Genomic DNA, 23,632 nt, shown 5'->3' on the forward strand with positions numbered 1-23,632 from the left:
CTGATAGACCGGCGGTTAGCTATTCGGCAGGATGTATAGCCGGTGTTGTCCTGTCGTATCATCGATAGCCCATTGTTCCAGAGGAACTGGGCGACTGAAATAGTAGCCCTGCGCTTTTTGTGCGCCCATTTTACGCAGTAACTCAGCTTCTTCGCGCTTTTCTACCCCTTCGGCCACCATCGGGACACTAAAACCGTGCGCCAGCTGCACCACCGAATTAAGCACTGCGGCGCAGTTTTGGCTATCGAGTAGGCCACTGACGAAAATGCGGTCGACTTTCAGGCAATCAAAGCTCAGTTTGTACAGGTGAGACAGACTCGAGTAGCCGGTACCGAAGTCATCGATGGCGATACGGATCCCGTGTTGGCGCAGTTCACGTAACCGCTCATCGATAAAGCTCAAGTTTTCAATCAACATGGACTCGGTGATTTCGAGCGTCAAGTTTGTCGCGGGTAGGCCGGCATCGTGCAGACATTGAGTCACCCGTTGGACGAAGTCCGCTTGCATCAGTTGCCGTACCGACAGATTAACGTGCAACTCGAAATTGGCTGGCCAGTGTTGCTCACGGATCTTATGCGCCACGGCGTGGCAAGCTTGCTGCAACACCCATGAGCCGAGCGGCAGGATCAAGCCGGATTTTTCTGCAATCGGGATAAACTGCGCCGGACTGACAAAGCCCAAGATCGGCGATTGCCAGCGGATCAGCACTTCAGCGCCAATAATGCGCTCACTATCAAGGGCAATAATCGGCTGATAATGCAGGTAGAGCTCATCTTGCTCGAGTGCATAATTGAGGTGGGTCAGAATTTGGGTTGAGAGCCCGACATTGGCATCCAGCGTTTTGTCGTAGGCAACGCCGGTGTTTTCCCCTTGCTTGCGCGCCGCTGACAGGGCAATGCTGGCCTGGGTGTAGGCCTCTTGCAATTTCGCTGCAGCAAAGGGGCGATTGAGATAACCCAGATTCACCGTGATTAAGACATCATCGTTGTGCAGTTTGAACGATTCGTAAAACACGTGGATCAGTTTGTGGTAGTCATATTCATGCGGCGTGAGATACGCCAGCATAAATTCATGATCAGCACTTTTAACGGCAATTACACTCAGATCCAGTTCTATGATGTATTGCTGTAAGCGCGCGCTGATCAGACGATACAGCTCATTGAGGCTGTCATCGCCAAGACTGTTTTTGATCACATCGGTGTTGTTGATGTTGACCAGCACCAGTCCGGATAGTGATGGCGCAGTGTGGCTATCGTCGGCGTACTGGTTATTCAGCCATTTTTTAAAGCCGGTGCGGTTCATCAACGCGGTATTGGCGTCATACTCGATGCTATATTCCAACTCATGGAATGCATCGGATAGCGAGCGCGACATGTCATTAAAGGCCGTGTTAAGCAGGCGAATTTCTTTCAGCTCAAACTGATCTTGTTTGACCGGTAACCACTGTTGGCGCGTTAACAGACGCGCAGCGTGGGCCACACTCAAGATTGGTGTGGTGACTTTTGATAATGCAAACCAAGTTAAAATCACGCCGCTAGCAAAGATGCACAGGATCCAAATAATCGTAGTACGGCGATCTTCATGCAGGCTACCAATCAAATCTTTTTCCGCGACGATAACGGCAACTTTCCAATTTTTCAGATTCAGTTCATTACCGACACTCATCATGCGGATGAAATACGTTTCACCGTTAAGCGTGAATGAGTGGGATTGATTGTCGGACACGGACATGAGCGGTGCTGCGACACGCACTAAGGGATTTTGACTTTGTTCTGGGCGTAATAGTTTTGGATCTTCCATCGAACTAAAATCAATAATGTTGCTTTTATGCTCGGTGAGCTCATCGGTGGAATGGGAAATAATCTGATTTTCTTCATTTAAAATCAGGATCACTGAATTACCAAGTCCGGCCACGTTGCGCAAGAAACGGTTAAATCCATTCAATTTAATATCAGACGTGATAATACCGATATAACGATTATCTTTATCGTAGGCGGGCGTGGAATAGGAGATAGTCACTCCGCGATTGGCATCATAATCTTGATAGGCTTTCGTCCACAGCGAGATTTTGCGGGTATCGGAGTCGCGATACCAAGGGCGAACGCGTGGATCGTAAATATCAAATTTGTTCAAGACCGCAGAGGTTGGCTCCATATCGGTGTAGAACATTAATGCCCCGCCGGTGGTGCTGTCTTTTAAGGTCAGGGTATATTTATTCTTCACAATTTCACGGCTGACGCCGGCATAGTTACCGTCAGTGGTGCCGATGGCGACAAAACTTAACTGTGGAACATTGGTAAATACGCGACTAATTGTGTCGTAAAGGTGTGGCGTTATTTCGGTCAGGTTTTGTGTATTGATATGCGGTGCTGATTTTAAGCTGATGGCAATAACCGCATTGGCTTGTGGCGGTGCGCTCAGGTAATTATTCAGATCATTTCGTACCAATTGTGCCCACGTTGACGCAATACGCTCGCTTAAATCTTCGATCATCGCGGTTTCATTACGATATTGGATGATCATCGATACACCAAAAATCGCACTGATCGCTGTCAGAAATAAAATGGTGACAACAAGTTTTAATGATAAGCGGCCAGACAGCTTTGCAGACAAGGACATAATTAATACATGTATTCAGTACGAAGTCGCATTGATGGGATTATATTGCAGTAAACTATTATAGCACGTAAACCATTTATTTTTTTGCGGCTATTTTCGGAATTTCGAGTTTTGCTATTTCTGTTTGGTATACTTGGTGCCGTTGATTGCGAGTGAGGCGGTGTGCGTTAAATGGTGTGGCTAGATGGCGAGCAGAATTAGGCTGGCATGGCTGCATGATTGTTCATGTTGCTGGTAAAACGACCATACCGACAGAAGAGTCCGGTATGGCGCGATTTGCTAAGGCGGCTGGTGTTGAGGCCGCTGATATAGAGCTTAAGCTATGCCGCCCGTAGAGGATGACTAGGATTACTGGGCGTCGACTACCGCAGATTCGACAATCATATCCAGCACCCAACGCTTAGAGGAGCCGTCGGCTGGAGGGTTTGCTACCTCGAACTCTTTGATACGCAGGCGGTAGCTGATCCCTGGCTCTGGCTCAAAGCCTTCGATGGTGCCGTAATAGTTTTGCCACGGCGCGTTGCTGTCTTCACGGATCTGCAGGCAAGATTGTGGCGCTACGCCCATGCACGGTTTGCGTTCGGCGGCAACATAGATAAATTTGGTTACGCCCTCAGCTAATGCGGGTTGAGCGCTAAATTGGTAACGGGTATCACCTTGGGTTAAGGTCAGCTGATTGTCCTTTAGGGAAATCGTCGGGCTGCTGGCCAAGAAGGTTGAGAACGCTTGCTCACGCTCCATGGCTTGTGGCTCACACATCATCATGCTGGCGGCCAATTGCTTTACCACCAGTTGATTATTTTCGACACTGGCAGCGCCCATCATGCGGTTACAGCCGGCAAATGCTGCCAAATGACCTTGCTGGATATCCAGAGTGGCAGGTTTGCTGTCGGCGGAGTTGTTGGTCTGTTGCCAACGTCCGTCAATATTCTCGATGTGATTTTGCATGGTATTACATCCTGCCAGCAGGGCTACTGCGGTGATCAGCGAAAGAGAACGTAAATGCATCAGGCCACTCCCTAAAAATTTTATCCAAACGTTACTGAAATTTACTGCGCCATACTAGGCGACTGATGCTGAAAAAGTCCAATTCACAAGATAGTTACTCTAAAGCGGTAACGAATTGGTTGAAGTTTTACTGTAATAATGCAGAAAAGTGAGGCAGTTACCGAGAGAGGCTAAATTGACGTCACTCTGTTTTGTATAAAAGGTAAAGGGATCATAACGTCAACGGCAACGTGAGTCTGAACGAAATGTGCGCCCAGAAAAAGGCCGAAAAGTACGGACAAGAATTGCAAAATTACAGATCCAACCTATCATAAGTCGGTTTTTATTAATGCCGGAATCCGCATGACACAGACACGAAAAGCCGAAGGGCATATACCGAAGTTTACGCTTGCAATGTTGCATCCGCGCTACTGGCCAGTCTGGCTGGGCTTGTTGCTGGTGGCATTAGTGGCTTTTTTACCCCATCGCGTGCGTGATGCATTGGCTGGCAAAGTAGGCCGTGCTGTGGGGCGGGTAGCGAAAAGTCAGCGCCGACGCGCCGCCATTAATTTGTCTTACTGCTTTCCTGAACTCTCTGACGCCGAGCGCGAAGTCTTGATTGATAAGACCTTCGCGACGGCCGCGCAAGTCATGCTGGCCATGGCGGAACTGGCCTTGCGCAGCAAATCGTTTTTAGACAGTCGTACCCGTTTTATCGGTTTTGAACATGTGGAGCAGGTCAAAGCTTCCGGTCGGAACATTATCTTTATGGTGCCGCATGCTTGGGCCATTGATTTTCCCGGCATCATTATGGCGTCCAAAGGAATGCCGATTGCTGCGATGTTTAATCCGCATCGCAACCCGCTGGTCGATTGGATTTGGAATAGTGTGCGTCTGCGTTTTGGCGGCCGTCTCCATACGCGCCAAGACGGTATCAAGGCATTTTTAAGTTCAGTGCGCCAAGGTTACTGTGGTTACTATTTACCGGATCAAGACCATGGTGCGGAAAAAAGTGAGTTTGTGGACTTTTTTGCCACTTACAAAGCGACGTTGCCAGGTTTAGGTAAAATGATGAAGGTGTGTAATGCGGCCGTGATCCCGCTGTTCCCGGTGTATAACAGCCAAGAAGGCGTGTTTGAAATGCATATCCGTCCGCCGATGGATGATTTGCAAGATGCTGAGCCTGCTGTCGCTGCACGCCGTATGAATGAAGAGATTGAGATCTTGGTGAAACCGAATCCGGAGCAATATATCTGGATTTTGAAATTGCTGAAAACTCGCCGAGAAGGGGAGATTGAGCCTTACAGCAGAACGGATTTATAACATTTCAAGCTGAACAGGATAACGCCGACCATTCGTGCCCGCGCGCAAGCATAAGACACGAAAATCGGCGTTTGTTATTTGCATGTGCTGTGGCATGCGGTAAGTATAAATATAGGTCAATTTGACGATCTGTAGTGGTATCAGGTGCGATGAAAACGCTGTTGAATGTGGTGAGCCGGAGCGGCGCTCTGGTGTTATTGATGTTGGCTTTTACCTGCCGTGCGGCAGAAAGCAATGAGCCGAAAATTAGGCCACTGGCAGAGCCGGAGGGCCATCAGTATGTTAAAGCGGTTACCCTGCGTGATACGGTGATCCAAGCGGATATCGCTGGCGTGCGCATGCCGGTGGCCACCTTGAACAAAGGGCAATCCATTGATGTGGATGTGCAGCAGCCAGGGTTATATCAAGTACGCTTTGGTAACGCGCAAGGGGATATTACGCCTGCCGATGTGCGGATTTTGCAAAAAGACAAGATTGACCATTTGCTCGATGGCCTCATTGATCAGGCCAGTGATGAGATGGAAGTACACCAGAAAAATATCCTGACCAAAACGCGGGTGCCGGTGTATGACAGTATCTCGTATCAGCCAAAGGTGTTTGCCTATCTGAATAGCAACTTGCGTTATCCGGTGCTGGGTAAGATTCAGGACAGCAATAATGTCAGCTGGTATCTGGTTAATTTAGCCGATCAGCTCAAGTACCTGAAAAGCTCGGATGTCGAGTTGGATCACGGGATCCCCGTCCTGACCTATCACCATCTGCTGACGAATGCGGAGAACAAGTATTTCCGCCATACGTCTACCACGACGTCGGATGCAGCGTTTAACAACCAGATGGCTTATCTCAAGCAAGCCGGTTACCAAACCCTGACTATGGAGCAGTTAGATGGCTATGTGCACGCCACCAATAATCTGCCGGCGCGGGCGGTGGTGCTGACCTTTGATGATGGTCTGAAATCTGTGTACAAGTATGCTTATCCAATCTTGAAAAAGTATGACTTGAACGCAGTGGCGTTTATCATCTCGTCTCGTATCAAGTACTTTCCCCAAAAGTGGGATCCGAATACGCTGCAATTTTTGAGTGTTCAGGAGATTGATGCGATGTCGGATGTGTTTGAGATTGAATCCCATACCCACTTCTTGCATAAACGCGCGGCGACTCGCCATCCGATTTTGCTGTCTAAGTCTTATCACAATATCTATCGCGATTTTGTGCGCTCGAAAAAGGCGTTGGCCAAGTTTAATCATAACGCCGATTACCTGTCGTATCCGTTTGGTGGCTATAACAGCCGCGCGATTAAAGCGGCGAAAGAGGCCGGTTACCGTCTGGCGGTGACCACCGAGCAGGGGAAAGTGCAGGTACACGATAATCCGTACACCTTAAAGCGGGTGTATGTGCTGCGAACCGATCCGGTACAAGTCTTTGCCGAGAAAATTCGTAACTGATTTTGTGGATAGTGGATATCGGTGGAGTGCGGAGTATGGAGACGAAACTGCGTTTAAACGTGAATAACTGCACTGATTGACACATATAACGCAATAAAAAGCCCGCTATAGCGGGCTTTTTTACAGCGCTTACGGAGAAGCGCTGTGGATGGACGGATACCGTCTTATTCTACGCGCAGGATCCGGCAGGTGTTGGTGCTACCGATAGCGCCCATTTCGTCACCTTGCGTTACCATCACCAGATCGCCCGCCATCAGGAAACCTTTATCCTTCAGCACGGAGACCGCTTCTTGCGCCGCTTCGTGGCCAGAAGTATGGGTATCAAAGAAGACCGGAGTCACACCGCGGTACAGCGCTGCCAGATTCAGCGTAGACTCGTGACGAGACATGGCGAAGATTGGCTTGCCGGAGCTGATACGGGACATCATCAGCGCAGTACGACCTGACTCAGTCATGGCGATGATAGCGGTAACCCCTTGCAGGTGGTTAGCGGCGTACATGGTGGACATCGCAATGGTCTCTTCGACGTTGTCGAAGGTGCGATCCATACGGTGGTTGGAGACGTTGATGCTTGGCATCTTCTCCGCACCCAGACATACGCGCGCCATTGCTGCTACGGTTTCTGCTGGGTACTGGCCTGCTGCGGTCTCTGCGGACAGCATCACGGCATCGGTACCATCCAGCACGGCGTTAGCCACGTCCATAACTTCAGCACGGGTTGGCATTGGGTTAGTGATCATGGACTCCATCATTTGAGTCGCAGTGATCACCGCGCGGTTCAGGCTACGGGCACGGCGGATCAGTTTCTTCTGCACACCAACCAGCTCTGGATCGCCGATTTCAACACCCAAATCACCACGGGCAACCATCACGACGTCAGAAGCCAGGATCACGTCATCCATCGCTTCATCAGTGGCAACGGCTTCAGCACGCTCAACTTTAGCAACGATCTTGGCGTTGCAGCCTGCATCGCGCGCCAGACGGCGAGCATAGTTCAGATCTTCACCGGTACGTGGGAAAGACACGGCTAAGAAATCAACATTGATTTTCGCCGCGGTGATGATGTCAGCTTTGTCTTTCTCGGTCAGCGCTTCTGCAGACAGACCGCCACCCAGCTTGTTGATGCCTTTGTTGTTCGACAGTGGGCCACCTACGGTGACTTCAGTGAAGACTTTAACGCCTTGCACTTCCAGCACTTTCAGTTGAACGCGGCCGTCGTCCAGCAGCAGGATATCGCCAGGCACTACATCGTTTGGCAGACCTTTGTAGTCAATACCGACTTGTTCTTTATCGCCTTCGCCTTTTGGCAGATCAGCATCCAACAGGAATTTGTCGCCCACATTCAGGAAGATTTTGCCTTCTTTGAAGGTAGAGACTCGAATCTTAGGACCTTGCAGGTCGCCCAGAATTGCAACGTGTTTACCCAGTTTAGCGGCGATTTCACGCACTTTGTTGGCACGCATCAGATGGTCTTCAGCGCTGCCGTGGGAGAAGTTTAGACGAACAACGTTAGCACCGGCGGCAATGATTTTTTCAAGATTATTGTCGCGGTCAGTTGCTGGGCCGAGTGTGGTAACGATTTTGGTTCTTCTGAGCCTTCTTGACATGGATAACTCCGTTATATAGTCGCTATACGATGCTGCCAGGCAAGGACAGCAGATTCGTCGTAGTCAGCGGAATGCGATAATCCGGCATGCCAATCGGAGGTTATCCACGATAGCCTGATGGCATGATGACTCCGTTTATTATCGCACTTTGCATGAAACTTGCGTTAGTGCTTTCATGCGGATTCCGTTGCGGTACATCAAGGCGAAGTACCGCAAAATGTGCAGTGATTATGCATAAGCATTCATGCACGCACCCTTATATCAGGCGGTAGGACCTTTTTCAAAGCGGGAATCGCGCAGTGCATCTTTAACCCGCTTGAGATTATCGCGGAATTTGGCGCCTCGGCGCAGTGTAAAGCCGGTGGCCAGTACATCAATCAGTGTCAACTGTGCGATACGCGAGGCCATTGGCATATAAACGTCGGTATCTTCAGGGACATCCAATGTCAGAGCCAATGATGCTTCACGCGCCAGCGGAGAACCTTCCGAGGTAATGGCGATGACAGTGGCATCATTTTCGCGCGCCAATTGCGCCACTTCCACCAGACTTTTGGTTCGACCGGTGTGTGAGATCAGTACGATGACATCATTTTCGCTGACATTCATACAGCTCATGCGCTGCATCACCACATCATCGAACCACAATACCGGCACATTAAAGCGGAAGAATTTATTCATGGCGTCGTGCGCCACCGCGGCAGAAGAGCCTAAGCCGAAAAAGGAGATTTTCTTGGCTTGGGTCAGCAGATCCACGGCGCGATTGACGGCGCTGGTGTCTAAACTGTTTTTGGCCACTTCCAGACTCGCCATGGTGGATTCGAAAATCTTGGCGGTGTAGGCCTCGGCGGCATCATCTTCTTCCACGTTACGGTTTACGTACGGGGTACCGTTGGCAAGACTCTGAGCCAGATGCAGTTTAAAATCAGGAAAACCTTTGGTATCCAGACGACGGCAAAAGCGGTTTACGGTCGGCTCACTGACATCCGCCATTTTGGCCAATGTGGCAATACTGGAATGAATGGCGGTTTGGGGAGAGGCAATGATGACTTCGGCAACCTTGCGTTCCGATTTGCTAAAATGCTCCAAGCTTTTCTGGATTTTTTCCAGTGTGTTCATGCGGATACCACGCGCTGTTTGGAATGTAACTGAAATCCGTAATCCCCGAGATTCGTGGGAATATGCTGAAAATATACTACCAGAGGTAGTGGGTGCACAGCGTTGCAAAATCCGAATGATCGTATTTTTTCGTCAGAATATGACTGATGTCTAAAAATAGCGTGTATGAAAAGCACAGTGAGAGTGGTTGTTTTTATGGCTGACAGCGATTTATTGAGCGGCAAGACCGGCGCGATGCAGCAGATCCGATTTGCCGGCTAGCGGTTTACTGCGCGAAATAAGTTGGCTAGCATGGCTGTGGTAAAAAAATTACATAGCCGGTAAACACGGCTTAAGGACTAGACAGATGGTATCAAAAGCACAGGCCTGTGATTTGGTTCTGTTCGGCACCAAAGGTGATCTGGCGCGCCGCAAGCTGCTGCCTTCCTTATATCAATTGGAAAAAGCAGGCTTACTGCACCAAGATACCCGTATTATCGGGGTCGGCCGCGCGGAGTGGAGTCAGGATGAGTATCACGACTTTGTTCGTAATGCGCTGGAAACCTTTGTAAAAGAAGAAATTGCACCTGCCGTTTGGGAAGTGCTCTGTCAGCGTCTGCATTTTTGCAATCTGGATGTGAATAACGAGGCCGATTTTGCTCAGTTGGCTGCACTGGCGGAGAGCAAAGAGCAAGTGATGGTGAACTATTTCGCCATGCCGCCAATGACCTATCCGGCGATTTGCCGTGGTTTGGCCGCCGTTGGTCTGAACAAGCAACCTCACCGCGTGGTGATGGAAAAGCCGATTGGTACCAGTTTAGAGACCTCGCGCCAGATCAATGATGGCGTAGCGGAATATTTTGATGAGTCGCAGGTCTACCGTATTGACCACTATTTGGGCAAAGAAACGGTATTGAACCTGTTGGCTCTGCGCTTTGCTAACTCCATTTTTGCCTCGAAATGGGATAACCGCACCATTGATCAGGTGCAAATTACCATCGCCGAAGAGGTGGGGATTGAAGGCCGTTGGGGTTACTTTGACAAGGCCGGTCAGATGCGTGACATGGTGCAAAACCACCTGTTGCAAATCTTGACCATGATTGCCATGTCGCCACCGGTTGACCTGACCTCTGATCGTATCCGCGATGAGAAGGTGAAAGTATTGCGCGCACTGCGCCGAATTGACCACACCAACGTCAATGAGAAAACCGTGCGTGGCCAGTACACCGCCGGTTTTGTGCAAGGACAAAAGGTGCCTGGCTATCTGGAAGAAGAGGGCGCGAACAAGAGCAGCAACACGGAAACCTTCGTCTCTATCCGCGTGGACATCGATAACTGGCGCTGGGCAGGCGTACCGTTCTACTTGCGTACCGGTAAGCGGATGCCAGCGAAGTGCTCTGAGATTGTGGTGTACTTCAAAAACCCTCCTCTGAACCTGTTCAGTGACTCTTACAAAGATCTGCCGCCGAACAAGCTGACCATCCGTTTGCAGCCGGACGAGGGCATTGAAGTTCAGATCCTCAATAAAGTGCCGGGTCTGGATCACAAGCACCGTTTACAGACGACTAAACTGGATCTGAGTTTCTCCGATACCTTCAGTGGCGAGCACATTGCCGATGCTTACGAGCGTCTGCTACTCGAAGCAATGCGCGGTATTCAAGCGCTGTTTGTGCGCCGTGATGAGGTGGAAGAGGCGTGGAAGTGGGCTGACTCCATTATCGAAGCGTGGGCTGCCGATAATGAGCCGCCAAAACCGTATCAGGCTGGCACATGGGGCCCAGTGGCATCCATCGCCATGATCACCCGTGACAACCGCTCGTGGAGCGAATTCGCCTGATTTGAATGAGCGTGGGCACAGTGATGTACGACACTGTGCCTATCGGTCAGCCAACGCTGACCCCTAGCAAGGAGAACATGATGGCTATATCGGTACCGGTATTTAAAGAGTTCGCGGATGCGCAGACGCTTAATAGCCAGTTGGCTGAGCGTATCGCTCAAGCGCTGCAACAGGGTGTGGATGAGCGTGGTGCTGCCAGTTTGGTAGTGTCCGGCGGACGTACCCCGATTGCGCTGTTTAGCGAGCTGAGCCAGCAACGCATTGATTGGAGCCGCGTGTATATCACGCTGGCTGATGAGCGTTGGGTGGATGTGCAGGATGAGTCCAGCAATGAAAAATTGGTGCGCGCCCATCTGCTGCAAGGTTTTGCGGCGTCCGCGCATTTTTGCGGTCTGAAGAATGCTTATTTGACCCCGTTTGCTGGTGCGGCGCTGACGGCGGAGCGTCTGGCACATTTGCCGCGTCCGTTTGATGTGGTCATTTTGGGGATGGGCGAAGACGGTCACACCGCGTCACTGTTCCCGGGAGCGGAAAATCTGCCCGCGGCGCTGAACATGTATTCCGGTCAGCTGTGCATGGGCATGACGCCGCTGACTGCGCCACTGGATCGCATCACCTTGACCTTGCCAGCGTTGCTGGCCAGTCGGCAGATTTACCTGCATCTGGTGGGCGCATCGAAGCGGGTGGTTTACGAGCGCGCGTTGCAAGGCGATGATGTCAACGAGATGCCAGTGCGCGCCGTGTTGGGCCAGACCCAAACGCCAGTGGATGTGTACTGGACGGAATAAGCTTTATTGAGAAACGAGCCAACTCGTTGCTATCAGTGATCAATATCCGTTATCAAAATGCCGCATTGCGCGGCATTTTTTTTCGTGTTTTTTACCTTGTATTTTTACCGATGATATACGACAGTTCAGGAGGGCGATTCCGTCCACGGCTTTTGTAGCAACACCACATCTTTACGGGGAATCTCACACTGCCATCCCCACATCTGAGCCAGCGTCATAAAGGTTTCTGCTTTGTAGAACACCACATGGGTGGGGTCACGGCGATAACTCCAATTCGCAAAACGGCTGTCATCGGTCTGAAAACAGGTCATTAGTGCGAGCCAACCACCGGGGCGAACCAGTGAGCGCAAAAGCGCGAATTCTTGCGCGGGGGCATAAAAATGCTCGGCCACTTCGGTGCAGGTGACAAAATCATACTCACGGGCCAGCGTTGCCCGTTCGGGGTGAAAATAAGGGTCATACTTGTGCATGCGAAAACCGGCTTCTTCCAGCATTTGCGCCAATAACGGCCCCGGCCCACAGCCAAAATCCAATCCTTCAGCGCCCGGTTGCAGGCGATTTTGTAACGGCTCGCTGATGCGGGTGAGAAAGTCGCGATACCCACTGTCGTGCAGATTATTTTCATGCAGCTGATATTCGGCTAACTCCGCCTGTGCACAGAGATGATGCTGGCTATCGAGCCATGTCGCCTGACAGTGTTGGCAGCGCCAGTAGCGGCGGCCATCAATTTGCTGAAACGGGATCCCGGCTGACGCCTCACACACACAACACGTTTTCATTTTCTTGCCATAATTCGAAGACACGCTGCCTACTATAACTGACTTCATGGCTGGCGCAGAGTGTTACAACTTGACGATAGGGAGGGATTTGCATGCCGGTAGGGGAAGTGTTATCACTGAACACAGGTACATACGGGCAGCACGGTCATGCTGTAGTGAGGCATTTATGAGCAAAGAGATTGCCATTATCGGGCTGGGCTGGCTAGGAATGCCGCTGGCTATGGCACTGCAGGCGCAAGGTCAGCATGTACTGGGCAGTAAAACCACACAGGATGGCGTGGATGCAGCCCGGTTAAGCGGTATTGAGTGTTATCGCTTACAACTGACGCCAGAACTGGACGCGGACGATGACGATGTAACGCATCTGCTCGCGGCTCAAACGCTGATCATCAATATCCCGCCTGGTCGACATAATTGCGATGAGCTGTTTTATATCTCGGCGGTGCAGAATTTGGTCGATAGCGCTTTAGCGCAAGGGCAAGTACAGCATATTATTTTTGTCAGCTCGACGTCGGTGTATGGCCGCGGCAAAGGGGCGGTGACCGAAGCGTCGGGATGCTATCCAGAAACGGCATCGGCGCGGGCGTTGCATGAGCTGGAAAATTGGTTGCATGCGTTGCCCGGTGTGCGTGTCGATATTCTGCGCTGCGCCGGTTTGGTCGGCCCAGGGCGACATCCGGCCCGTTTTCTGGCCGGACGGCAAAATCTAACCGATGGTGCGCAAGGGGTGAATTTTGTGCATCTGGATGATTGCATCCGCGCTGTCGCGCAGTTGCTGGAATGCCGTTTACCACAGGGGCGTATTTACAATTTGTGTGCCCCCGAGCATCCGATCCGCTCTGTGTTCTATCCGCTGATTTCACGCTCATTAGGCGTCGAGCCACCAACCTTTTTGCCGGATACCAACGGTAAAATGCGGGTGATTGATGGCAGCCTGATTTGTCGTGAACAGGGTTTTAGCTATTTATATCCAGATCCCGCGCAGATGCAGTTTTAAGTTGGCTGTGCCTGTGCGAGCAATAAAAAAACCGGCACCTTGGGTAAGGTGGCCGGTTTTTATGCCATTTAGGCTTGGCTAAACAGCGATTGAGCTTAAATGAGAGCGGCGATTAAACGAGACTGGCCCACAAATCGTATTCGTCGGCGTGCTCTACTTTCACGCGGACAATATCACCCACATTCAGGTTCGTTTCACCGTTCAGGTAGACCGCGCCATCGATTTCTGGTGCATCGGCCATGCTGCGCGCGACCGCGCCTTCTTCATCCACTTCATCGATGATCACCAGCATTTCGCGGCCAATCTTCTCTTGCAGACGCAGCGCAGACACTTCCTGCTGGACTTGCATGAAGCGGTTCCAGCGGTCTTCTTTCACCTCTTCCGGAATTTGATCCGGCAGGTCGTTCGCGGTTGCGCCATCGACTGGGCTGTACTTGAAGCAGCCGGCGCGATCGATCTTGGCTTCGCGCAAGAAGTCCAGCAGCATCTCGAAGTCGTCTTCGGTTTCACCCGGGAAGCCGACGATGAAGGTGGAACGCAAGGTCAGCTCTGGGCAAATCTCGCGCCAGCGCTTTATGCGCTCCAACGTGCGCTCCACAGAGCCCGGACGCTTCATCAGCTTCAGCACTTTCGGGCTGGCGTGCTGCAGTGGAATATCCAGATAAGGCAGGATTTTGCCTTCGGCCATCAATGGGATCACGTCATCCACATGTGGATACGGATACACATAGTGCAGACGCACCCACACGCCCAGTTTTGCCAACTGCTCACACAGTGACAGCATGCTGGTTTTCACTGGCTGGCCATTCCAAAAACCCGTCCGGTGCTTCACATCGACCCCGTAGGCTGAGGTATCTTGCGAAATCACCAGCAGCTCTTTCACACCGGATTCCACCAGACGCTTGGCTTCATCTAACACCGAGCCAATCGGGCGGCTTTCCAGATCACCACGCAGGGATGGAATGATGCAGAACGTACAACGGTGGTTGCAGCCTTCAGAAATTTTCAGGTAAGCGTAATGACGTGGCGTCAGTTTAACGCCAGTTTCCGGTACCAGACTGGTAAACGGATCATGTTTTGGCTTCGGCACATATTTATGCACGTGGCTCAGCACTTGCTCATAGCTATGCGGGCCGCTGATCTCGAGCACTTTTGGGTGCACTTCGCGGATTTGATCTTCTTTCGCACCCAAACAGCCGGTCACGATCACCTTGCCGTTTTCATGCAACGCTTCGCCGATGGCTTCCAGCGATTCCTGTACGGCGCTGTCGATAAAGCCACAGGTGTTCACGATCACCATGTCAGCATCATCATAGCTTGGCACCACATGATAACCTTCGGTGCGCAGCTCCGTTAAAATACGCTCAGAGTCGACCAGATTTTTCGGGCAACCCAGTGATACAAAACCAATACGTGGCTGTTGCATGCTATTACGCTCACAAATCATTCAAAGAGGGAAAAACGCCGGCGATTCTACACAGGATCGCCGCGTTTTTCTAATGCTAACTCAGTCTGTTTCCGGTTCGCGTTGCCGATAGCCGACGCATCAATGGCTCACATCGGGAGGGAGGCTGCTTTCTGTGTTTTCCCGAAACAAGGTGACTTGATTTTTGCCTAGCGCTTTAGATTGATACAGGGCAATGTCAGCTTGTTTAAAGGTCAGCTCAAAACTCTGCTCCGTGCAAGCACTGACGCCGATAGACACGCTGATCCGCAAACCGTTAATCGGCGTTTCGGCGATGGTTTTCCGGATGAACTCAGCTCGCTCTTGGGCCACCACCACATTATCGGTATACAGCACCAATAAGAATTCCTCTCCGCCCCAGCGGATCAGCAAGTCATCTTTACGGGCGCAGCGTTGAATAATTTCCGCCATCCCACGCAAAATTTTATCGCCGGTATCGTGACCATAGTGATCATTGATGGCTTTGAAATCATCAATATCCATCAGGATCACGCTATAGCAATGCCGTAAGCTGTGCTGTTTGCGTTGGAAATAACTTCGATTATGTAGCCCCGTCAGTTTATCCCGAAATGCCACCCCTTTAAGTTTAAAGTAGGAGTTAAACAACAACGTCGCGAGCGTTGCAATCGCTAAACTGAACAGCAGATGATGCCAGCTATCCGGCGTAAAGCGCGGGGTATAAATGTATTCCTGCGTGGTGATGCAAGGAATATTTAACGCCATCCCTTTGCTATCACTCAATTGGAAATAAGTATTATTCTCTTTATTAAATTTGCGAATCTTATATGCAATGTAATCACTATTTAAATCAACAATTGCCAGTGCGGAAACTTTTTTCTTATCAAAGATCGGCATAAAAATACTGAGCATTTGCTGATGTGAATATTCCTCTTTATAAACTTCGGATGTGCGGATATCACAAAATAAAAGGCTCTCATCAAACTCTTCGGCTAGATGATATTTTTTTAAAATCCCGAGGCTTTCGGGATCTTTTGCCAAAGAATTCAGGATAGCTTGGTAATGAGGACGATACGGAGTGAAATACCCATATTGGCCGTTTTTCTGCACTAATGATAATAAATGTGTGTGATTATCACTTTCAAGATCCAGCAAATTTTTGATTTTATTGAGCGATTCGTAAAGCTGGGGAACCGCATGGTGCTGCGGGTTGACCACTAAGGTCACGCCATCTTCAGCGGTGATGATGGGCAAATTAGGATTGCTGATTGCCGCTGAATTTGAAAAAGCCACTTTTACTCGGCGTAATGTCGAGTACATTTTCAGGAAAGATAAATTAATTTCATTATGCAGACGTGACATCATGTAGATATCACGTACTTGTTGTTCCGAATGGAACAAAACAGCACTGATTGAAAATGTTACAAAAAAAATAACAATGCGATATACCATGATATAAATACAAAAGGTTAGTTTTTCATCAATATGGCTGTTGTTTGGTTATGTTATAATCAATCCGAGGCTAGTGGTATAAGGATCAGAATTCTACTGCAGAGCATATCGTTTTCTTCTCTTTCTGTGCTCATGATGCTGCCTGATTGATTAAACCACTTTGTCACTTTTGTGTGGCATGAAATACCATAATTCGTGATTACGATAGCATTAATTTAAATAAATGAGGCGCTATGACGTGTGAATTAGTACTCGTCCGCCATGCCAAATCTTCATGGCGGCATCATATGGCATCCGATTATCAACGGCCACTGGCTAAACGTGGATTACGCCAAGCCACATTGATGGCGCAGCGCCAAGCCTTTATTCATGAGGATGCGTTGTTACTTTGCTCCCCCAGTGTACGGACGATGCAAACCGCGTCTTTGATGCTAGAAGGCAAACCGGCTTTGCAAGCCAGATTACGGCTCGCGCCTGAGTTATATGAAGCCACATTGCCGCAACTGTTAAAGCTGATCACGGCCACGCCTGACTCGGTGCAACAGTTGGTGTTGGTAGGCCATAACCCCGGTTTAGCCGATCTGGTCTTGCATCTGACCGATAATGAGCTAATTAAGTTCACCACCGCGATGCAAATTCGGATCACGCTGCCTAACTGGCATCAAGCCGGCAATGGTGCGGGTGTCTTAACGGATGTGATTTATGCCGAAGAGGGTGAGATTGGCTAACGCGATGGCCGTGCATATTCGGTACAGCGACTCGACTGGCATTACGTGTACCTAAACATTACATGTACCTAAAATAGTGCAGCCAAAAGCAATACAAACAGAATCAAACTGATAGGGATGAAAAGCGAGGGAAAAGTTAACGGATGAACAGTAGGAAGAAAAACGCCCGGTAACTGGGAACCAAAGATTACGTTACCGGGTTATCCTCTAAACTCAGGGGACATCAAAGAAAAAGCAGTGGCATATACTCAGACTCTGCTTTGCATCGGAAGTTTCACGTCAGCATCAAAAAATCTCATTTTTTTCGTCTTTTTCTTCAGTTTCTTTAGTGCGGGTTTGGGGCCGGCGGTTCCGGTGTGGTGGTAGCGAGCTTGTCGTGCGGTGTCATTACAATGTTGCGTCTTCCTTCCTTCCTTCCTTCCTTCCTTCCTTCCTTCCTTCCTTCCTTCCTTCCTTCCTTCCTTCCTTCCTTCCTTCCTTCCCTCTTGCTCTTGCCCTGATTCCTTTGTTGGCTTGTGCGTGAATGGGCGGGTTTGGTGTTTGCACGCGAGCGGTGTGTCTCATCGAACGGTATTTCACTCTAAATAACCATTTGATTTTAAATAACTAAATTTCTGCTGCTGTCGGCATTGGTACGCTGTTTACACAAAAATAAAACATCTGTTTAAAATCATTGACTGCAATGTTAATGGGATGTAGATTTTAAACATCTGTTTAATATGAGTGTATGACTATGACCGTCAGGCCCGATACCAAAGCCCGAATTCTTGATGCCGCTGAGCGGTTGTTTGCCGAGCAGGGCTTTAATGACACCTCACTGCGGACTATTACCGCAGAGGCTGAAGTGAATCTGGCGTCCGTCAATTATCACTTTGGCTCGAAAAAAGAGCTGATTCGTGCGGTGCTGGCACGGTATCTGGAAGTGTTTATGCCGGCCTTGGAGCTGGAGTTAGATGCGGTCTTACGTAGCGATCAAACCCCAAGTTTGCAGCAGGTCTTTCAGGCTTTTAAAGCGCCGCTGTTGCAATTGACCGCCTTACGGCCAGAGGGCACCACCTTATTTATGCAGCTGTTAGGGCGAGGATATACCGATGTGCAGGGGCACTTGCGTTGGTTTATCACCACCCGCTATGGCGATGTGTTGGCGTTATTCACCCGAGCGGTACAGCGGGCGAATCCAACACTGAATACCGCCGAATTATTTTGGCGTTTGCACTTCACGCTGGGGACGGCAGTGTTTGCCATGGCCTCCAATGTGGCTCTGCGTGAGATAGCGTTGGCCGATTTTGGTCAGCATATCCAGATCAGTGATCTGATTGACCGGATCATTCCGTATCTGGCTGGCGGCGTTGCCGCTCCAATTCATAGCGCTGAATTATTACTACAACCCGTCAGCGCAGCCGCCAACGGCGGATGATGAAGTTACCAACCCTATTATGAAGGATGAACATAATGACCAGTCTGCGCCAACGTTATATCTCAGGCCCGGCTTTTAAGGTATTCAAGCGCATTCTGCCGCCGTTGTCTGCGACAGAGCGTGAAGCCATGGAGGCGGGTACTGTCTGGTGGGAAGGGGACCTGTTTCGCGGTCAGCCTGATTGGAACAAACTGCATGCGCTGCCAAAACCCAAGCTGACAGCCGAAGAGCAATCGTTCCTGGATAATCAGGTGGAAACCCTGCTCAACATGCTGGATGACTATCAGATCGTGCATGAGTTAAACGATCTGCCGCCAGAAGTGTGGGAATACCTGAAAAAAGAGCGTTTCTTCTCGCTGATCATCGCCAAAGAGTTTGGTGGCCGTCAGTTTAGCTCTTTGGCTAACTCCACCATTGTGACCAAAATCGCCAGCAAGAGTACCACTGCGGCGGTGACCGTCATGGTACCAAACTCATTAGGCCCTGGCGAACTGCTGTCGCATTACGGCACAGAGGAGCAAAAGCAGCGCTGGTTACCGGGGCTGGCTGATGGCCGTGAGATCCCGTGCTTTGCACTGACCGGCCCTGAAGCGGGCTCGGATGCGGGCAGTATTCCGGATAAAGGCATTGTTTGCCGTGGCACGTATGACGGTAAAGACGTGCTGGGCATTCGCTTGAACTGGAACAAGCGGTATATCACGTTGGCACCGGTGGCGACGGTACTGGGCTTAGCGTTCAAAATGTACGACCCAGAGCACCTGTTGGGGGATAAAGAGGACATCGGGATTACTTGTGCCCTGATCCCAACCAATCACCCAGGTGTCGAGGTTGGCGCGCGTCATATTCCAATGGATCTGGCCTTCATGAACGGGCCTACATGGGGTAAAGATGTGTTTATCCCGCTGGATTGGATTATCGGCGGCCCATCTTATGCCGGTAAAGGCTGGCGCATGCTGGTGGAATGCCTTTCGGCGGGGCGCGGTATTTCGTTACCGGCGCTGGGCACTGCGATTGGCCATCTAACTACCCGTACCACTGGTGCGTATTCATATGTGCGTAAGCAGTTTGGTCTGTCGATTGGTCGCTTTGAAGGGGTGGCTGAGGCGATGGGGCGCATTGGCGGTCTGACCTATTTGCTGGAAGCGGCGCGCACCTTTACCACGACAGCGTTGGATACCGGTGAAACCCCAGGGATTGTGACGGCAATAGCCAAGTATCACATGACCGAAATTGGCCGTCAGCTGCTGAATGACTCCATGGATATCCATGCGGGTCGCGCTATCCAGTTAGGCCCAATGAACTATCTGGGACACCATTACTTTGGTATTCCGGTAGCCATTACCGTGGAAGGGGCCAACATCCTGACCCGTAACCTGATGATCTTCGGTCAAGGCGCGACCCGCTGTCATCCGTTTGTATTGGGTGAGATGGAAGCGGCAGCCAACCCCGATGAAAAAGCCGGTTTGCAGGCCTTTGATGAGTTGCTGTTCAAGCACATCGGTTTTGGCGTGACTAACTTCTTCAGCACCTTCTGGCAGGGTATTACGGCGGGTAAATTAAATTCAGCGCCATCGGGCAGTCCACTGAGCCGCTATTACAAACAGCTGGGACGCATGAGCCGAGCGCTGGCATTGACCGCAGATATGGCCATGTTGGTGTTGGGCGGTGATCTGAAGCGTAAAGAGATGCTGTCGGCGCGCTTGGGGGATGTCCTTAGTCATCTGTATCTGGCGTCTGCAGTACTGAAACGCTACGAGCAAGAAGGGCGTTTGAAGGAAGACCTGCCGTTGGCTGAGTATGGTTTGCAATACTGCTTGTATCAGTGTGGCAAAGCCTTTGATAGCTTCTTCCAAAACTTCAGCAATCGCGCCGTCGCGACCATGCTTCGGGTGGCGGTGTTCCCGTACGGCGTAAGTTACAAGCCGGTACAGGATGAAACGGCGCTGAAAATAGCTAAACTGATTATGGTGCCAGGGGCGCAGCGTGATCGCCTGACTAACCTGTGCTTTGTCGGCCAAGCGCCGGATGAAGCTATTAATATCATGGAGTCGGCGTTCTTAGCGATGTATAGCGCGCGTGATATCGAACTGAAGCTGGCAGAAGCACAGCGTAGCGGTAAATTGCCACGTAAAGTTGCGCTCAATGAACTGGTGGAACATGCCAAAGCCAGTGCGATTATCAGTGAAGCGGAAGCTGAGCAGATGTTGGCCGCCGACGCATTACGTAGCCGTGCGGTGCAGGTCGACCATGTGAATGGTCCGCATCCAAATCCAGCTTGTGCGGAAGACCGTGCTGCCTAAGAAGAGCCTATAAGCCGGCGGTGCAAGTTGAAAGGTATCGCTGTCGTTGGCAGTAATAAAAATCCCGGGGAGTCCCGGGATTTTTTTGTGCATTTAATCACTGACTATTGAAGGTAGAAATCAGTGCCAGAACACCACGATCAAGGAGCCAGCCAGCGTCAACAGTACGTTAGCAATCGCATAAGTACCGGCATAGCCGAGCGCTGGAATATTACTGCGTGACAGGGTATTGATCACTTCCATCGCTGGCGCCAAGGTACGGGCCCCCATAATGGCGCCGAACAGCATTGCACGGTTCATTTTCAGCACATAAGCACCGAACAGATAGGCGATAATGACCGGCCCTAAACTGACCAGTAAGCCACCAAAAATCATCTGTAATCCGATGCTGTCGACTTCATTGTTCATGCCACTACCGGCGCTCAGGCCAACCCCCACCATAAACACCATCAAGCCAAACTCTTTGGTCATGGTCAGTGCCCCTTGCGGTACATAACCGAAGGTAGGGTGGTTCGCTCGCAAGAAGCCCAGCATAATGCCGGAGAACAGCAAACCGGCAGCATTACCAAAGCTAAAGGTAAACTGGCTGAACTGGAACGTTACTTGTCCCACCATCAAACCGATGATGAAGAAGCTACAAAACGCCAGTAAGTCCGCCACTTGACTGTGGATGGAGATAAAGCCAACCCGATCGGCCAAGCCGCGAACACGGCGGGCATCGCCGCTGACATGCAGCACATCACCTTTGTTTAGGACGATGGTGTCGTCAATTGGCATCTCGATTTGCGAGCGGACAATGCGGTTCAAGAAGCAGCCCTGATCGGTCAGACGCAGATGCGCCAGACGCTTGCCGACTACGCTGTCGTTTTTCACCACAATCTCTTCGGTGACGACACGTAAGTCGAGCAGGTCACGGTCGAACACCTCTTTACCTTCGCGAAAGCTCGGGTCAAGGCGCGCATGGCTATCGGGGTAACCTACCAGCGCAATCTCATCGCCAACTTGCAGCACCGCATCCCCATCGGGGCTGGCTAAAATGCCATTACGACGGATACGCTCGATATAGCAGCCGGTCTGTCGATAAATCCCCAGTTCACGCAGGTTCTTACCGCCGCTCCATTCGACCAGCTCCGGTCCCACGCGATAGGCGCGGATAATCGGCAGATACACCTTGCGCTGACTGTCTGGGTCAAGGCCACGTTCGCGGGCAATTTCTTGCGCACTGGTCACCAGATCCTGACGTTGCAATTTTGGCAGATAGCGCGCCGCCAAGATAAGGCTGACCAGACCGACCAAATAGGTCAGGGCATAACCGAGGCTGAGGTTACTCAGCGCGGTGCGCACCAGCGCCGGATCGGCGATATTGTGCGAGCCACTGAGGAGCGATTCTCTGGCCCCCACCAACACCGGGGTCGAGGTCATGGAGCCGGCGAGCAAACCGGCGGTCAGACCGATATCCCAGCCTAACCAGCGGCCAAGGGCAAAGGCAATGATCAGCGCAGTGACCACCACAACCAGTGCCAGCAGCAGGTAGTTCTTACCATCGCGGAAAAATATGGCAAAAAAGTTTGGGCCGGCTTCGATACCGACACAGAAGATGAACAGCATAAATCCAAGGCTCAGCGCTTCGGCATTAAGCGAGAAGTGCATTTGGCCGAGCAGCAGCGAAACGACCAGAACCCCGATTGAATTACCCAATTGGATAGAGCCGAAGCGTAATTTCCCAAGACACAGGCCGAGGGCCAGTACGACAAACAAAAGCAGTATGTCATTTCCATTGAGCAATGCTGATACGTCGATATTCACGATGGTAATTCTGTGGCTGAAGAGTAAATGTATAATGCCTGTTAAATCATGCAGCGCATGGCAGGACACAGCTTATTGTGAACGGAATGTTTTGATAACTTAAATGAAATGATGCGTTAACTCTCAGGATAATTATCAATTCCGTATCTGAGTTTTATTTTACATCTAACTTTTTTAGATTTCTTGTCTATTTGGCTATAAGTCTTGAACTTGGTCAGCATTTAGTGGTTTGCTTATTCTATTCCTGTATTCCGTGATGGTTTTTTTCTGCCATCCCTCGTCGAAAGGAGTCGACTGATGCTGAAGTGGAACTGGAATGTGGTCATGCTGGGTGGATTTTTATTTTGTGTGATTTTCTTCTTTCAGGGCATGCACTATCCATATTCTGAACCGGCTTATTCTGCCGATCCCCATAGCCATCCGGGGCTGTTGTTATTTATGCTGCCAGGCATTGTATCGGCGCATTTTGCGCGTCGTCATGGCCTCTTACATGGCTTGATGGGCGCGCTGGTGGTGGCACCGCTGTGTATGCTGATCCGGCTTGCCGCGTTTTCCCGTTACGAGAGTTTTCTCGACACTGTGGTGTATTTTATCGGGGCCGCATTCTGGTGCGGTTTGGGTACATTGCTGTATGTCTTTGGCAGCCGCATTTTACTGCACTACAAATCGCATGCTCGTCGCGCGTTGAGTCAGACGCCACAAAAAAAATACAGTCAGTCCAATATTAGCCACACTAAAGTAAAATAATTGTATTTATTTTGATGCTAAATTGATCGTGATTTAACCATAAATAGAGATCGATAGCCTATCAGGAAATTAGCTGTCAACTACCTGTGAAAATTGTACGCATGTAAATACGCGTGGAAAGAGTGCGTGTGAAAATATTTTCTGCATGAAAGTGTCACATTAATGCGCGTTATAAATAAGTCTGGCGCGAAGATAGACGCAAGATACAAAAACAAAAAATGCCCATTACGGGCATTTTTTTATGTTCTCACGGCAATGAGGCAGCGTACGAATAATCTACTC

General features: G+C 50.4%; 17 protein-coding genes. 9 read left to right on the forward strand and 8 right to left on the reverse strand.

What is annotated here, in order from left to right; translation table 11 throughout:
- Nucleotides 1-15 precede the first annotated feature (15 nt).
- Nucleotides 16-2,619 carry an EAL domain-containing protein gene (locus LQ901_RS03080; protein WP_064978049.1) on the reverse strand — a complete coding sequence of 868 codons (2,604 nt, stop codon included), beginning with the start codon at nt 2,617-2,619 and terminating at the stop codon, nt 16-18.
- A gap of 348 nt (nt 2,620-2,967) precedes the next feature.
- Nucleotides 2,968-3,627, reverse strand: a complete 660-nt coding sequence (locus tag LQ901_RS03085; protein ID WP_064978048.1) for an META and DUF4377 domain-containing protein — start codon at nt 3,625-3,627, stop codon at nt 2,968-2,970.
- Nucleotides 3,628-3,969: 342 nt separating this feature from the next.
- On the opposite strand from LQ901_RS03085, the gene lpxM reads away from it, so the two are divergent.
- On the forward strand, nt 3,970-4,929 hold the full coding sequence (gene lpxM / locus LQ901_RS03090; protein ID WP_036769922.1) for a lauroyl-Kdo(2)-lipid IV(A) myristoyltransferase: 960 nt from the start codon (nt 3,970-3,972) through the stop codon (nt 4,927-4,929).
- 149 nt (nt 4,930-5,078) lie between these two features.
- The gene (locus LQ901_RS03095; RefSeq protein WP_233671960.1) at nt 5,079-6,374 is read left to right on the forward strand and encodes a polysaccharide deacetylase family protein; all 1,296 of its coding nucleotides are present in this window, start codon (nt 5,079-5,081) and stop codon (nt 6,372-6,374) included.
- A 164-nt stretch (nt 6,375-6,538) separates the two neighbouring features.
- Here LQ901_RS03095 and pyk read toward each other — a convergent pair whose 3' ends face one another.
- A complete protein-coding gene (gene pyk / locus LQ901_RS03100) occupies nt 6,539-7,981 on the reverse strand; it encodes a pyruvate kinase (protein ID WP_010864214.1) in 1,443 nt (480 codons plus the stop codon).
- A 261-nt stretch (nt 7,982-8,242) separates the two neighbouring features.
- Nucleotides 8,243-9,097: a MurR/RpiR family transcriptional regulator gene (locus LQ901_RS03105; RefSeq protein WP_010864213.1), complete on the reverse strand. Its 855-nt coding sequence runs from the start codon at nt 9,095-9,097 to the stop codon at nt 8,243-8,245.
- Between the two features lie 346 nt (nt 9,098-9,443).
- Between LQ901_RS03105 and zwf the strand changes: the two genes are divergently transcribed.
- Both zwf and pgl read left to right on the forward strand, forming a co-directional pair.
- On the forward strand, nt 9,444-10,913 hold the full coding sequence (gene zwf / locus LQ901_RS03110; RefSeq protein WP_010864212.1) for a glucose-6-phosphate dehydrogenase: 1,470 nt from the start codon (nt 9,444-9,446) through the stop codon (nt 10,911-10,913).
- Nucleotides 10,914-10,993: 80 nt separating this feature from the next.
- Complete coding sequence (pgl, locus tag LQ901_RS03115; RefSeq protein WP_233671961.1) at nt 10,994-11,701, forward strand: 6-phosphogluconolactonase; 708 nt, start codon at nt 10,994-10,996, stop codon at nt 11,699-11,701.
- Nucleotides 11,702-11,826: 125 nt separating this feature from the next.
- Here pgl and LQ901_RS03120 read toward each other — a convergent pair whose 3' ends face one another.
- On the reverse strand, nt 11,827-12,480 hold the full coding sequence (locus LQ901_RS03120; RefSeq protein WP_233671962.1) for a class I SAM-dependent methyltransferase: 654 nt from the start codon (nt 12,478-12,480) through the stop codon (nt 11,827-11,829).
- A gap of 166 nt (nt 12,481-12,646) precedes the next feature.
- Here LQ901_RS03120 and LQ901_RS03125 point away from each other — a divergent pair, with 166 nt between their 5' ends.
- Nucleotides 12,647-13,477, forward strand: coding sequence for an SDR family oxidoreductase (locus LQ901_RS03125; RefSeq protein ID WP_233671963.1), 831 nt, complete (start codon nt 12,647-12,649; stop codon nt 13,475-13,477).
- Between the two features lie 112 nt (nt 13,478-13,589).
- Here the strand turns inward: LQ901_RS03125 and rimO are convergent, their stop codons facing one another.
- Nucleotides 13,590-14,903, reverse strand: a complete 1,314-nt coding sequence (gene rimO / locus LQ901_RS03130) for a 30S ribosomal protein S12 methylthiotransferase RimO (RefSeq protein WP_084976898.1) — start codon at nt 14,901-14,903, stop codon at nt 13,590-13,592.
- Nucleotides 14,904-15,023: 120 nt separating this feature from the next.
- Complete coding sequence (locus tag LQ901_RS03135; RefSeq protein ID WP_233671964.1) at nt 15,024-16,265, reverse strand: GGDEF domain-containing protein; 1,242 nt, start codon at nt 16,263-16,265, stop codon at nt 15,024-15,026.
- A gap of 320 nt (nt 16,266-16,585) precedes the next feature.
- Here LQ901_RS03135 and LQ901_RS03140 point away from each other — a divergent pair, with 320 nt between their 5' ends.
- The 3 genes from LQ901_RS03140 to LQ901_RS03150 all read left to right on the forward strand — a co-directional run bounded on the left by LQ901_RS03140 (nt 16,586) and on the right by LQ901_RS03150 (nt 20,797).
- Nucleotides 16,586-17,080 carry a histidine phosphatase family protein gene (locus LQ901_RS03140; protein WP_052181539.1) on the forward strand — a complete coding sequence of 165 codons (495 nt, stop codon included), beginning with the start codon at nt 16,586-16,588 and terminating at the stop codon, nt 17,078-17,080.
- A 733-nt stretch (nt 17,081-17,813) separates the two neighbouring features.
- Nucleotides 17,814-18,497 (forward strand): TetR/AcrR family transcriptional regulator, encoded by a 684-nt coding sequence (locus LQ901_RS03145; protein WP_170919677.1) that lies wholly within the window; start codon nt 17,814-17,816, stop codon nt 18,495-18,497.
- Between the two features lie 35 nt (nt 18,498-18,532).
- A complete protein-coding gene (locus LQ901_RS03150; RefSeq protein ID WP_233671965.1) occupies nt 18,533-20,797 on the forward strand; it encodes an acyl-CoA dehydrogenase in 2,265 nt (754 codons plus the stop codon).
- A gap of 120 nt (nt 20,798-20,917) precedes the next feature.
- Here LQ901_RS03150 and LQ901_RS03155 read toward each other — a convergent pair whose 3' ends face one another.
- Entirely contained in the window at nt 20,918-22,603 is a 1,686-nt protein-coding gene (locus tag LQ901_RS03155; protein WP_010864203.1) for an aspartate:alanine antiporter, read from the reverse strand.
- A 297-nt stretch (nt 22,604-22,900) separates the two neighbouring features.
- Between LQ901_RS03155 and ybjM the strand changes: the two genes are divergently transcribed.
- Nucleotides 22,901-23,350, forward strand: a complete 450-nt coding sequence (ybjM, locus tag LQ901_RS03160) for an inner membrane protein YbjM (protein ID WP_010864202.1) — start codon at nt 22,901-22,903, stop codon at nt 23,348-23,350.
- The last annotated feature ends 282 nt before the right edge of the window (nt 23,351-23,632 follow it).

The sequence above is a fragment of the Plesiomonas sp. PI-19 genome, from assembly GCF_021368255.1.
In the GTDB taxonomy this organism is placed as follows: domain Bacteria; phylum Pseudomonadota; class Gammaproteobacteria; order Enterobacterales; family CAMTGL01; genus Plesiomonas; species Plesiomonas shigelloides.